General features: G+C 62.5%; 9 protein-coding genes. 5 read left to right on the plus strand and 4 right to left on the minus strand.

All coding sequences use genetic code 11. From position 1 onward, the window contains the following. From C0V97_RS02570 to C0V97_RS02585, 4 genes are all read left to right on the plus strand, one after another. Complete coding sequence (locus C0V97_RS02570) at window positions 1-951, plus strand: DUF58 domain-containing protein (RefSeq protein ID WP_233581925.1); 951 nt, start codon at window positions 1-3, stop codon at window positions 949-951. Next, window positions 948-3,755, plus strand: coding sequence for a DUF4159 domain-containing protein (locus C0V97_RS02575; RefSeq protein ID WP_127100412.1), 2,808 nt, complete (start codon window positions 948-950; stop codon window positions 3,753-3,755). Before C0V97_RS02570 ends, C0V97_RS02575 begins: the two co-directional genes overlap by 4 nt. Continuing rightward, window positions 3,752-5,824: a VWA domain-containing protein gene (locus C0V97_RS02580; RefSeq protein ID WP_127100414.1), complete on the plus strand. Its 2,073-nt coding sequence runs from the start codon at window positions 3,752-3,754 to the stop codon at window positions 5,822-5,824. The genes C0V97_RS02575 and C0V97_RS02580 overlap by 4 nt, the downstream gene beginning before the upstream one ends. A gap of 87 nt (window positions 5,825-5,911) precedes the next feature. Continuing rightward, window positions 5,912-6,505: an ankyrin repeat domain-containing protein gene (locus C0V97_RS02585; protein ID WP_370264950.1), complete on the plus strand. Its 594-nt coding sequence runs from the start codon at window positions 5,912-5,914 to the stop codon at window positions 6,503-6,505. 131 nt (window positions 6,506-6,636) lie between these two features. Here C0V97_RS02585 and C0V97_RS02590 read toward each other — a convergent pair whose 3' ends face one another. The 4 genes from C0V97_RS02590 to C0V97_RS02605 form a co-directional block, all read right to left on the minus strand. Further along, window positions 6,637-8,817, minus strand: coding sequence for a glycoside hydrolase family 3 protein (locus C0V97_RS02590; RefSeq protein WP_158625322.1), 2,181 nt, complete (start codon window positions 8,815-8,817; stop codon window positions 6,637-6,639). A gap of 381 nt (window positions 8,818-9,198) precedes the next feature. After that, window positions 9,199-10,287, minus strand: coding sequence for a DNA methyltransferase (locus tag C0V97_RS02595; RefSeq protein WP_127100420.1), 1,089 nt, complete (start codon window positions 10,285-10,287; stop codon window positions 9,199-9,201). Further along, window positions 10,287-10,928 carry a ribonuclease HII gene (locus tag C0V97_RS02600; RefSeq protein ID WP_127100422.1) on the minus strand — a complete coding sequence of 214 codons (642 nt, stop codon included), beginning with the start codon at window positions 10,926-10,928 and terminating at the stop codon, window positions 10,287-10,289. The genes C0V97_RS02595 and C0V97_RS02600 overlap by 1 nt, the downstream gene beginning before the upstream one ends. Window positions 10,929-11,151: 223 nt before the next feature. Continuing rightward, window positions 11,152-11,445, minus strand: a complete 294-nt coding sequence (locus tag C0V97_RS02605; RefSeq protein WP_127100424.1) for a CsbD family protein — start codon at window positions 11,443-11,445, stop codon at window positions 11,152-11,154. A gap of 265 nt (window positions 11,446-11,710) precedes the next feature. On the opposite strand from C0V97_RS02605, the gene C0V97_RS02610 reads away from it, so the two are divergent. Beyond that, complete coding sequence (locus C0V97_RS02610; protein WP_127100426.1) at window positions 11,711-13,030, plus strand: MdtA/MuxA family multidrug efflux RND transporter periplasmic adaptor subunit; 1,320 nt, start codon at window positions 11,711-11,713, stop codon at window positions 13,028-13,030. Window position 13,031: the final 1 nt, after the last annotated feature.

Raw genomic sequence — 13,031 nt, forward strand, 5'->3', positions numbered from 1 at the left:
GTGAGCGGTTTTTTTGCGACATGGCGACGCAAGGCTGGGTTGAGCGCTTCAGGCCCTCGGCCCAGTACCTCCCCTGACTGGCATCCCGATACGCAGGTACCCGCCGAGGCCGAGGCTCTCCTCCCTCCACTCGTGATCGAGGCGGAGCGTATCGGGCGGCAATTACGCGCAGGTGTGCATCATCAGCATCGCGCCGGAGCGGGCGAGGATTTCTGGCAATACCGACCGGCTCATGACCACGAACCCGCCCACCGCATCGACTGGCGGCAATCAGCGAGAAGCGACCAGCTCTGGGTTCGTGAGCGCGAGGCCGAGGGCGCGCAGATTCTTACCCTCTGGTGCGATCCCTCCCCCTCCATGGCCTGGCGCTCACGGACTACACTGCCCCTGAAGCAGGATCAGGCCCGGCTGGCCACACTCGCCCTCGCCGCTTCCGCACTTCATGGAGGGGAACGTGTCGCGTTGCTCAACGGGCCGGAACAGGGGCGCTCTGTCAGCGGTGCCCATTCCCTGACACGCCTGGGCCAGAACCTGACCGTCGGTCCCGCAGCGAGCCTGCCAAATCTCGATACAATACGTCCCTGGGGCCAACTCGTTCTGGTCAGCGATTTCCTCTTCCCACCTGAAACGCTCGAAGCATTGCTGCGCGATATCGCCGCGCGCCCGGCCAGAACCGAACTGCTCTGCATTCTCGATCCTGCTGAACGAAGCCTGCCCTATGCCGGGCGTATCAGCTTCGACAGTTTGGAGGGAGAGGAGCGTCTGACCCTCCCTGCCGTCGAGACGCTGACGGAGTCCTATGAACAGGAAATGAAAGCCCATCTCGACCAGATGACCCGTCTCGCCGAGGCGCATCGCGCAGGGTTGACCCTCCATCATACCGATCAGCCGCTTCTGCCCGCCCTGCTCGCGCTTTATGCCCGTCTCAGCGGGGGGAAGCTGCACGCATGATCTTTCTCACCCCCCTTGCGCTGTTCGGCCTCGTCGCGCTGCCGCTTGTGTACTGGCTGGTCAAGGCGACGCCGCCCCTGCCGAGAGAACAGGTCTATCCCTCGCTCGAGATCCTGCGTCGCCTGACGTCGGGACGGGCTGATACCGCACGCTCCCCGCTCTGGCTGCTGATCCTGCGTCTGGCAGCGGTTGCCCTGCTCGTTCTTGGCCTGGCACAGCCTGTCTGGCTCGGACGCAGCCTGACCTCTGGCGCCGATCGCGCCCTGATTCTCGTGCTGGATAATGGCTGGGCCGCCGTGCCCCACTGGCAGGAACGTCTGCGCGCGGCCCGCAGCCTGGCGGAGCGCCACTTCAGGGCCGGGCAGGATGTGACATTGCTGCTGAGCGCACCCGATCCCGATGGGAGCATGGCTGCGCCCTTCACCACCCAGGACCGGGCCCGTTTCGAGGAACGCCTGCTTGGCCTCTCGCCCCATTCCTGGCCAACCGACCGCACACGCCTTGCCAGCCAGCTCAAGAACCTCGATCAGGCGGGCGCCCAGTCTCCTGCGCATGATATCGTTTTCCTCTCCGATGGGGTGGCGACAGGATCAGACCCAGCGCTGACCTCTGCTCTCGCTCGCCGTTCCAGCCCGGTGAGCGACATGCGTTGGAACGGCTGCGACACCATGCTTCTGGCCGCGCAGCAGGATGATCACGGCGTGCTTGCGGCCACAGTGAGCGCCCTCGCCTGCGCAGCCCCGAAAGCGTCCCCCTTCAAGCCCGGGGCACTGACCCTGCGCGTCCGGGCGGGAAATGGGGGCACGCTTGGTCTCTTCCCTCGTGGCGCAGCGCCTGACAAACCCACTATCCTGCCTCTGCCGCCATTGCTGCGAAACAGAGCCAGCCGCATCGTTCTGGAGCGCGATACCGGGCCGCTTCCCGGCCCCTCCGCCATCGCCCTGCTCGATGAGGGCGATCGCCGTCATCCGGTTGGTCTGTTGACACAGGGCAGCCAGGACACACCCCTCACCGGCCAGGGCTTCTTTCTTGCCCAGGCGATCAGCGGCGTCGGTACGTTGCATCGCGGCGCCGTTCCCGAACTACTCAAGCAGAAACTTTCGGTTCTGATCGCCACAGATGGCACACTGGCCGATGAAACCACGCGTCATCTGGTCGCAGACTGGGTGCGTCATGGCGGCGTGCTCATCCGGTTTGCCGGGCCGGTTCTCGCCTTTGACCCTGAGGCTGCCTTGCATGACATGGCAAAAACACTTTTGCCTGTGCCTCTTATCAACGGGATGCGTCAGCTCGGGGGGCCGATGTCCTGGGGCAAGCCGCAGATCCTCTCGGCCTTTGCGGAGCATTCGCCTTTTGAGGGGCTGGCCCTGCCGAAGGAAGTCACGGTAACCCGACAGGTTCTGGCCGAACCCACACCTGATCTGGGCAGTCATGTCTGGGCACGCCTGAGCGATGGTACGCCTCTCGTGACAGCCAGCGCCTTCGGCCAGGGAGAGCTGGTCCTGTTTCATGTGACCGGCACGGCAGATTGGTCGAGCCTGCCGCTCTCGGGGCTGTTCCCAGAGATGCTGGAACGTCTGGTCGATCGCTCTGCCGGCCAACAGGATACAAGTGCGCTCCGTACACTTGTCCCCTTTGCCATGCTCGATGCCCAGGGCAATCTGGTGCCCCCGCCGGAAGCAGCACGCCCCATCACCGTTGAAGCGCTGGGCCATACCGCCCCCGATGTTCAGCATCCTCCCGGCACTTACGGCCCGCATCTCGCACGCAAGGCCTTCAATCTGGGTAATGCCCTGCCCCCGATCTCGGATGAGCCCATGCTGGGGAAGGCGCTTACCCCCGATCGCGTCTCACCCGATCATGTTCTTGCCCCGTGGCTGCTCGGCGCGGCTCTGCTCCTGCTGCTCGCCGATTGCCTGATCGCCCTCTGGCTGCGTGGGCTGATCGGACGCCTGACTGCGATCGGTTTCCTTATCGGTGCAACGCTCCTGCCTGCGCCTCACGCCTCGGCGCAAGCTGGTACCGCGCCGCAGGCCCAGCCCTCGGGCGAGGATGACGAGACGCCCCCCCATCAAAACGGCGTCACCCATGGCGTCGTGCCCGGCGCCGCACTCGAGACCCGCCTGGGCTATATCCTGACGGGACATGACGATATCGATCAGGCCTCACGCGAGGGACTGCAAGGGCTATCGAACTACGCCTCCGATCGCTCCTCCGCCGTAATGGGTCATCCGGACGGCCTCACGCCGGGCAAGGACGATCTGGCCTATTATCCACTGATCTACTGGCCGATCACCGAAGACGTGCAGGAAGACCCGAAGCGTTCCGCCGCGCTCAACGGCTTCATGGCGCATGGGGGCATCCTGATGCTCGACACGCAGGGCGTAGGCTCGGACCTCTCGACACGCGATGAGGGGCAGACACGTGCCGCCCTGAAACGCGCCACATCAGGCCTGGTCGTGCCGCCGCTTTCGAAGCTCGATGACCATCACGTCCTGGCTCACAGCTTCTATCTGCTGCATGACTTCCCCGGACGTGTTCAGGGCCTGCCCGTCTGGGTGGCGCGCAGTGGTGATGACAGCAATGATGATGTCAGTCCCATCATTATCGGGGCTGGAGACTGGGCCCATGCCTGGGCCATGGATGCGCAGGGCAATACACCCTATGCCGTCATTCCGGGCGGGGACGAACAGCGGACTCAGGCCTATCGTTTTGGCGTCAATCTGCTGCTCTATGCGCTGACGGGTAATTACAAGGCCGATCAGATGCGCGTTCCCGAGCTTCTGAAGAGGATGGAACAATGAGCCATCTCACCTTCATGCCGCTTCTGCCGCTCTGGCTGATCGCGGGGTCGGTCGCCATGATCGCCCTCCTGGGCCTGTACATGCTGTTGCAGCGCGCCCCCGGCGCGATCGCGCGTGTGCTTGCCCTGCTACTGATCCTGCTCTGGCTCAGCGGACCCAGGCTCAACCGCCCCTTCTACGAGCCGGCGCCGCAGGATGTGCTGCTCGTTGTCGATCACTCTCCCTCCATGGCGTTGCGCCATCGTCTCGACAGTGCCGAGAAAGCCGTTGCGCAACTCCAGCAATCGGCCCGGAACATTGCCGGACTGACGCTTCATACCGTCACGGTCGCGGGCGGAGATCATCACGGCACACGGCTTTTCGACGCCATTGCCCAGGCCGATCTGCCGCCGGGGCGCTTCAGTGGCGCCATATTGGTCACGGATGGCATGGTGCATGACGCCCCCGCCAGCCTGCCCAGCCTGTTCACACGGGAGAACAGTCCCCTCCCGCTCCATGTGTTGCTGACTGGCAAGGGCGAGGAAACCGACCGGCGCCTGCGTGTACTTCAGGCCCCCCCCTATGCGCTGGTCGGCAAGGCGGCGACTTTGCGTGTCATGGTGGAGGATCTGGGTGCCCCCGCAGGACAGGATGTCACCCTCACCCTGCGCCAGGGTGACGCGCCCCCACGGCAGATTGCGGCACGCTCGGGCGTGCCCGTCGATATCGACATCCCGATGCGTCAGCCTGGCGAATTGCTGGTCACCCTGACCGCCTCACCGCTGGCGGGGGAAGCGAGCCCGCGCAACAACAGCGCCATCGTGCGCATCAACGGTGTGCGTGACAGGCTGAAGGTCCTGCTCGTCTCGGGCACGCCTAATCAGGGTGAGCGCGTCTGGCGCCGTCTGCTCAAGGCCGATCCTTCCGTCGATCTTGTGCATTTCACCATCCTGCGTCCGCCGGACAAGGATGACGGCACCCCGCTTTCCGATCTGGCGCTCATTCCGTTCCCTATCAAGGAGCTGTTTCAGGACCGGATCAAGCAGTTCGATCTGATCATCCTGGACGGCTTCCATAATGCTGGAATCCTGCCTCAGGATTATCTGTCGAACATCGCCGATTATGTGCGCGAGGGCGGCGGTCTGCTGCTAACGGCCGGCCCGGAATTCACCGAAGATGGTACGTTGCAGGACACGCCGCTCGCAGAGGTATTACCTGCCCATGTGCCGGGAAATGGCGTCGTGAATGAGCGCTTCGTGCCCCGACTCACCGATGCCGGCAAGCGGCATCCGGTCACCTCCGGCCTGCAACCCGGATGGGGTCCATGGTATCGTGCCCTCTCTTCCGACCGGGTGCACGGTACAACGCTGCTTAACGGTCCGTCGCAACAGCCTCTGCTCGTGCTTGATACGGTGCAAAAGGGGCGCGTAGCCCTGCTCCTCTCTGACCAGCTTTGGCTCTGGTCGCGTGGCGAGGGCGGTGGCGGCCCTCAGGCGGAACTGCTCAAGCGCCTCTCGCACTGGCTCATGAAGGAGCCCGATCTGGAAGAGAACCAGCTCCGCGCGACCTTGAGCGATAACAGTCTGCGTATCGAGCGTCACAGCAATACCGCCCGTCTCGACCACCCCGCCATGGTCACGGCACCCGACGGCAAGGTCACCCCTCAGCCCCTCACCGCTGAGGGCAATGGTGTGTTCGGCGCGCGCATCGCCATCAATGGTGCAGACGGGCTCTGGGTCATCCATCAGGACGGGCTGACCGCAGTGGCGGCGCAATCGACGCGCAACCCGCTTGAGGATGCCGATCTGCGCGCGACCGCAACCCGTCTCGCGCCTCTGGCCGCACAGTCTCATGGCAGCACACAATGGCTCGGTACGCTCAGCCATGCCCCCGAACTCAGGCAGGTTTCGCCTGACGCACGGGGCGCACGCCTCGCCGGATCAGGCTGGATCGGCTTTCCGCGCCAGCTCGTGCCGGTTGCATCGTCCAGCCGCCTGACCGCGCTCTGCCCCTCATGGGCGGCACTTTGCGGTGTGTTGGCTCTTCTTTTTCTCGGCTGGTGGCGCGAAGGCCGACTTCGCCGCCGATAGGGAGTCGCCAGCTTGTTAACGATCCTTTATAGTCGGCCCATGCGCCACTCGAGACGTCACATGAATGTCCAACGACTTTTTCCCCTGATGCTGACGGCAAGTCTTGCCGCCACACCGGTCCTGTTCGTTCCCTGGCATGCTGCGCATGCCCAGTCTGCAGACGATGCGGAAGCGGAACAGGAAGCCGAAGAGGCGCAGAAGAAGGCTGAGGCACGCCGTGCCGCCAAGGCAGCCGCTCCGCCATCGGCGCTCCCCGGTGCAGATTCGCAGGAACAGGATGCGGGCCACGCCAATGTGGACCTCAACCCGACCGAGGCGCTGTTCGATGCGATCAATCGCGGATCGCTGAACGCCGCCAAGGAGGCGCTCAATCGCGGCGCGGACATGAACGCGAAGAACGTGCTGTTCCAGACCCCGCTCGACATGGCAATCGACCTGAACCGCAAGGACATCATGTTCCTGCTGCTCTCGATGCGGACCTACGACAATGACAGCCGCCTCGCTGTCGAGACGTCTCATTCGCAGATCGAGACCGATGCCAAAGGCAATGGCCATCTGACCATCAAGGGCAAAGGCCGCAAGGGCGCATCCGCCATGGCCGTTGCGAGCAAGGGACATCCGGCTATCTCGGGAGGGCAGCCCCAGCCCGATATCGGCTTCCTCGGTTTCGGCGGTCGCTGAACACCTGCTCTCCTTCTCTTGTCCATGACATACGTCACAGGTCAGGAAGCAGATCGATCGTCAAAAAAAGCGGATTGGGTTCCCGATCCGCTTTTTCCGTTTCAAGGCTGAAATGGAAGAAACGAGCCCCCTCAATCGATGGGCGTCTCATGACGCAGGCTCTGTTCCCATTCCGGCAAGAAAATGCTTTCACCAAGGATTGGCGTCAGAGCGTCGCGCCGTATCTCGAAACGATAGGTGCCGGACGCACGCCGCCAAGACACCCCCTCCACCCGGGCGAGCAGGCGCGGCTCGAGTGGCACCGTTACCAGACCACTTGCCCCAGCCTTCAGCATGATCTTGCCAAATCCCACAAGCCGGGGCTGAAACGCAGGCTCATCCTCGCGCAGCGCATAGATTTGCACCACCTCCGCGCCGTGCACCCGGCCCGTGTTGGTGACGCATAGGCTCACGGTCAGCGTTTCCCGGTCGAGCGCGAAATCCGAATGGGCAAAGCGCGTATAACTGAGTCCGTGTCCGAAGGGGTAAGCCACCGGACGTTTGATGCGCGAGAACCAGCGATAGCCGATATCGGCACCTTCGATCCCGTAATCCCGATGCACGACAGGCCGATCGACTAGCTGGCCGGGATTGGACACGACGGTCTGCGGATCGATCTGCGCGGAGCGAGGCAGATCCTCTTCGCTCAGCGGGATCGTGAAAGGCAGTCTTCCAGAGGGGGAGACATGACCGAACAGGAGCGCGGCGATCGCCTCTCCGCCGCACGATCCAGCATAGAATGCATGGAGAATGGCGGGCACGCTCTCCCGCCACGGCATGAGCACCGGGCCTCCGGTCTCCAGAACCACGATGACCCGGGGATTATGCGCTGCGATGCGTGTAATCAGGGCCTCCTGGCCATCGGGCAAGGAGAGCCCCTGCACGTCCTCCCCCTCGCTTCGCCAGAGTTCCGCGAAAATGATGACGGTGTCAGCTTTGGCTGCCAGGGGCAGGACACGATCAAGATCCCTCCCGTCATCATAGGTGACAACCGCTCGCGGGGCCACGGCAGCGATGGCTTTCAGTGGGGATGAGGGATGATAGACCTTCTCCAGAGACAGCCCGGCAAAGCTGGCGCCGTCCATCTTGAGGCTGCCTTCCGGAGTGACGCAAGACGAGCCGCCTCCCGACAGAACACCCTGATCGGCATGCGCGCCCACGAGCAGGATATGCTGAGGGCCCTGACCCAGCGGCAGCAACGCCCCTTCATTGCGCAACAGCACGATACCCCCCTCCGCCGCGCGCTGAGCGATGCGCTTATGCGCCGCGTAATCGATTGCACCTCCCGGCATGGCGGGATAATCGACCGCCCCGACAGCAAAGAGGCTGCGCAATTGCCGATACATCGACTGATCGAGACGCGCCGCCGAAACCCGCCCGGTCGCCACAGCCTCGGCGAGGGGCGCGCCGAAATAGGGCGCCGGGTCTATGTTAGCGCCTGACTGGACATCGAGCCCTGCGAGGACCGCTTTGACCGTGCTGTGAGTCGCGCCCCAGTCGGACATCACCCATCCCTGATATCCCCAGTCCCGGCGCAGGACCTCGCTGAGAAGGAACCGGTTCTCCGATGCCCATTCCCCATTGACCAGATTATAGCCAGGCATGATCGCACCCGGCTTGCCGATCTCGATCGCCATTTCGAAAGCCAGCAGATCGCTCTCGCGCAAGGCCGCCTCCCCGATATCGGAGCTGACCATCACGCGCCCGGTTTCCTCGGGATTGATGGCGTAATGCTTGATCGTCGAAACCACGTGCTGCGACTGGATACCGGCAATCGAGCCGCCGACGATCCGTCCCGTCAGGAGCGGGTCTTCAGATACATATTCGAAGATTCTCCCACCGCGTGGCTCGCGCAGCAGATTGGCCCCTCCCCCCAGGACGACGTTGAACCCTTTCGCATGGCCTTCAGCCCCGACAATCCGACCAGTCTCACGTGCAAGATCCGAATCGAAGGATGCGCCAAGCATCAGAGAAGATGGCAGGGCTGTGGCTGTATCGCCGGGTCGGACGTTCTCGAGATTGCCGATACCGAGACTGGCATCGCTCTGCTGCTGGGCTGGAATGCCGAGCGCTGGCATAGCCGGAAAATACCCCGCCGATCCGATGGCCCCCTCAGGCTTGGCCTCGCCTCCAACGGGAATAGCCATGGGACCCGACATCCAGGAGAGTTTTTGTGCCTCATCCATCGCCGCGGTCGCGGCACGGGCGCGCTCGTCGGGCGTCCTGGCAGGGTTGAGCCAGAGCGGGTGTCGGGAGGAAGAATGCGAGTCCATGCCTGATGCCTCATGCGTCACGTTCGACATTGGCGCGTAGGACGGCTGGACTGGCCGCGAGGCCAGTAATAGAACGCTATGGGCAGAACGCGGGCGGAAAGATCACGCAGATCAGGATGCCAGCAATCCCCATGCCTCAGCCAGGAAACCTGGCTATCGGACGCCCTACGCGGGGTGCTGATCCCAACGCACAAACCGCCCATGCTTTCCGTCCGCAGCCGCTGACAACGGAGTGAAGCAATAATATATCAATTGTAACGAAATCGGAACGCAGCGCTTCGGATGACTGCTCAGGAGGGCATGAACGGGCATAACGCGCTCAGACGCGGCTTCGCGCCGAGCGTGAGGCACCTGCCTGCCGTGCCCATCCAGTAACGACCTTCAGCCCACATTCCGCAGAGGGGCCTGCGCTTGCTCGGTACGCAGGATGTCGATCTGGACGACCTCTCCCTGTCGCTCGAAGTACCAGAAAGTCCAGCCATTGCACGACGGGGCGTTGGTCAGAATGGCCCCCATCTTGTGGATGGAACCACGGTGGCTGCCTGAGACAAGACTGCCATCGGGCATGACCGTCGCACTGACGCGGCGCTGACGATCGAAGAGCTCGGTCCCGGCGGGCAGTGCGCCCTGCTCGACAAAACTGCCAAACGGTACGCGCGGCATCTCGCGCTTGGCGGGGGTGATCGCCAATTGCTCATCCGAAAGACGGATTTCTGCCTCCACTCGAGCACGCGCCGCCTCGATATAATCGGGATGACGTTCGATCCCGATGAATCGCCGCCCAAGACGCTTGGCCATTGCGGCGGTCGTCCCACTGCCGGAGAAAGGATCGAGCACAATATCGTCCACCACGGTCGAAGCAATGAGCACACGATGCAGCAGGCTCTCGGGCTTTTGCGTGGGATGCAGCTTCAGCCCATGCGCGTTACGCAGGCGCTCATTGCCGGTGCAAAGTGGCAGATACCAGTCGCTGCGCATCTGCATGTCGTCATTCAGCGCCTTCATGGCCTGATAGTTGAAGCGATATTTGCTCTCTGGCCCGCGCGCGGCCCAGATCAGGGTTTCATGCGCGTTGGTGAAGCGTCGCCCACGGAAGTTGGGCATTGGATTGGCCTTGCGCCAGACGATGTCGTTCAGGATCCAGAAGCCCAGATCCTGCATGATGGCGCCCAGCCGGAAAACATTGTGATAGGAGCCGATCACCCAGATCGTGCCATCCTTTGTCAGCAGGCGCCGCGCCTCGGTCAGCCATTCACGCGTGAAATTGTCGTAGGTCGCGTAATCGGCGAATTTGTCCCAGGCGTCGTCCACCCCATCGACCACGGTTTCATCTGGACGGCGCAATTCACCCCGAAGCTGCAGATTATACGGCGGATCTGCGAAGATGCAGTCGATGCTCGCATCGGGGAGGCTGCGCATCGTATCGATGCACTCACCGCACAGGATCTGATCGAGGGGGAAATCCTGCATTAGATGGCTCCGACCGGTTGGGCTGCGCACGCAAGGAGGGCGCGTATGGGGGCGAATTCGCGCCGATGATGAGGGGTGACGCCGGCCTGTTTCAGGCCGGCCATATGCAGGGCCGTGCCGTATCCGGCATTCTTTTCCCAACCATAGGTCGTGTGACGTTCCGAAAGCCGTGTCATCAGCCGGTCACGAATAACCTTGGCGATAATCGACGCTCCGGCGATGGAGAGGCTCTTGCGATCGCCGCCCACCACTGCAAGGGCGGGACAGCCCAGAGCAGGCAGACGATTACCATCCACAAGCGCCATGTCAGGCATGAAGCCCAGATGAGCCAGGGCGCGCTGCATGGCCAGATGACACGCCTTGCCGATATTGATCCGCTCGATTTCCGGGACCGATGCCGCGCCAAGACCGATCCTGACCGCAGGGTGGGCCATCAGCGCGGCGAAGGCAGCATCGCGCCGTTTCGCGCTCAGGCGCTTTGAATCGTCGATCATCGCAGCAAGGGGCGGCTCAGGGGGAGTGAGAAACACTAGAGACGCTGCGATGACCGGCCCTGCGAGAGGGCCGCGCCCGACCTCGTCAAGGCCGACTATCCTCTGTTCCGGTGCCCCATTGGCAAGTTCGAGAGAATAGTCCGGCATGCGTGGTTGCAAAATCCCTGGCGATAGAAACGAAACAGACCGGCCGAGTCGCACAGTCTTACGAATCGCTTTTGAATCACCCGAATCGCCCTGTAAACCCCATTCGGGCGCCGCTGAATCTTTTTTGTTGTGTCAATACGAGAAAAGGGGACCACATCACTGTGGCCCCCCTTCGCTTGACGGCGACACTGCCCAATCAAGGCTACGTTCTATGAGCCTTGGCTCACTTCTTCTTGGAACGACCAAAGAAGAGGGCACCAAGGATGGTGCCCACGAGGATAGCAACGCTCAGCGAGATCAACGGACGGTCCTGTACGAAAGCCGTTGCCTTTTCGAGCGTGGTTTCGGCATCGTCATACAGGTCAGCAAATTCCTGCTGTGCCATGCCCGAAAGCTGGTCGATCTTGCCCTCTGCCTGAAGCTTCGCGTCACCCGTCAGGCCACCGGCTGCGTCCTTCAGACGGCCCTTGGCTTCGTCGAGCAGGCCTTCACCTTTTTTTTCAACTGCATCGGCCATTGTCATAATCCTTTCACTAAACGGACTTGAAAACATCCGCGACGATAGGACGAACGACGCATGAGCAAAACGGTTTCCTGAGACAGGATGCTTAATTAGGGTCGTGTTGCGGCGCTGCGAGTAACGTGGGATGTTGTGAATTGTTTCGTCTTTGAACTAGAATTTAGCTGACGTCATGTTACGGCGGCCTCAAATAACGTATGTCTCAGACACCAGTTGGCGCATGTGACCGCTCCTGGATTTGGGTGATGGAAGACGAGAAGAGATGACTGATCAGACGGGCCCCGACCGGACCCAGCCTGCGCGCCATGCTGCGCCCCACCCCTCTGCCTCGCCCCCACCGGGCAAGCCGCGTCGCAAGCGCCGGCTCCTTTTCATTATCGGCGGCATCATCGTGGTGCTTCTGGCCATTGCCTTCCTGCGTCCTCACGGGACGAAGACACACGGCTCACATGGCAACCATCGCGGTGCGGGCAGCGCCAGCGCGCAGCGCAATGGTGACGCCACACCGGTCGCTGTCGCCGTGGTCAAAACGGGGGACATGCCTGAGATCCTGACCGAACTCGGCACGGTGGTGCCCATCACGAACGTGACAGTGCAGGCCCGCGTGAGCGGCTACATCATGAATGTGGAATTCAAGGAGGGACAGCACGTCAAGGCCGGTGACGAGCTCGTGCTGATCGATCCGCGCCCCTATCAGGTTGCGCTCGAACAGCAGCTCGGCACGCTCAAGCAGGACCAGGCCCAGCTGGCCGATGCCCGCATCAATGCCGGGCGCTATGACAAGCTGATCAAGCAGAACTCGATCGCAGCCATGACCGCCATCGACGCGCAGTACAAGGTCCAGCAGCTCGAGGGTACGGTCAAGCTCGATCAGGCCAATGTCGATAATGCCCGTCTGAACCTCTATTACTGCCATATCATCGCCCCCGTTGATGGACGTGTCGGCATTCGTGCTGTCGATATGGGCAATTATTTCACCGCCGGTCAGTCGGGTGGCCTGACCGTCCTGACGCAGATGCAGCCGATCTCAGTCATCTTCACCCTGCCTCAGGATCAGTTGCCGCAGGTCATGGACAGGCTGCACGCGGTCGGCCAGCTTCCGGTCGAAGCATGGGACAGCGCAAACCTGAACAAGATCGCCTCTGGCACCGTCAAGGCGCTGGATAGCCAGATCGACACGGCGACTGGCACCGTGCGTATGCGCGCCATCTTCTCCAACGAAGACGAGCACCTGTTCCCGAACCAGTTCGTCAACGCGCGCCTACTGGTTGATACGCTGCACAATGTCATCCTGCTCTCGTCCAACGCGCTCCAGACGGGACCGGACGGTCAGTTCGTGTATGTCGTCAAGGACGACAACACGGTCGAAGTCCGCAATGTCACGACCGGTATCGCCAGCAATGACGTCACGGTTATCAAGACAGGGCTCAAGCTGGGTGAACGCGTGGTGACCGATGGTACCAACCATCTTCGCCCCGGTGCCAAGGTGAGCATCCCGGCGGATAATGGGAATGCCGCCGATAACGCTGGCAAGGGCGACGCCGCGACGACTCCCGCCCCCGCCGCCAAGCCCGCGCAGTAAG

Origin of the sequence: Asaia sp. W19, assembly GCF_003994335.1 — a bacterium.
In the GTDB taxonomy this organism is placed as follows: domain Bacteria; phylum Pseudomonadota; class Alphaproteobacteria; order Acetobacterales; family Acetobacteraceae; genus Asaia.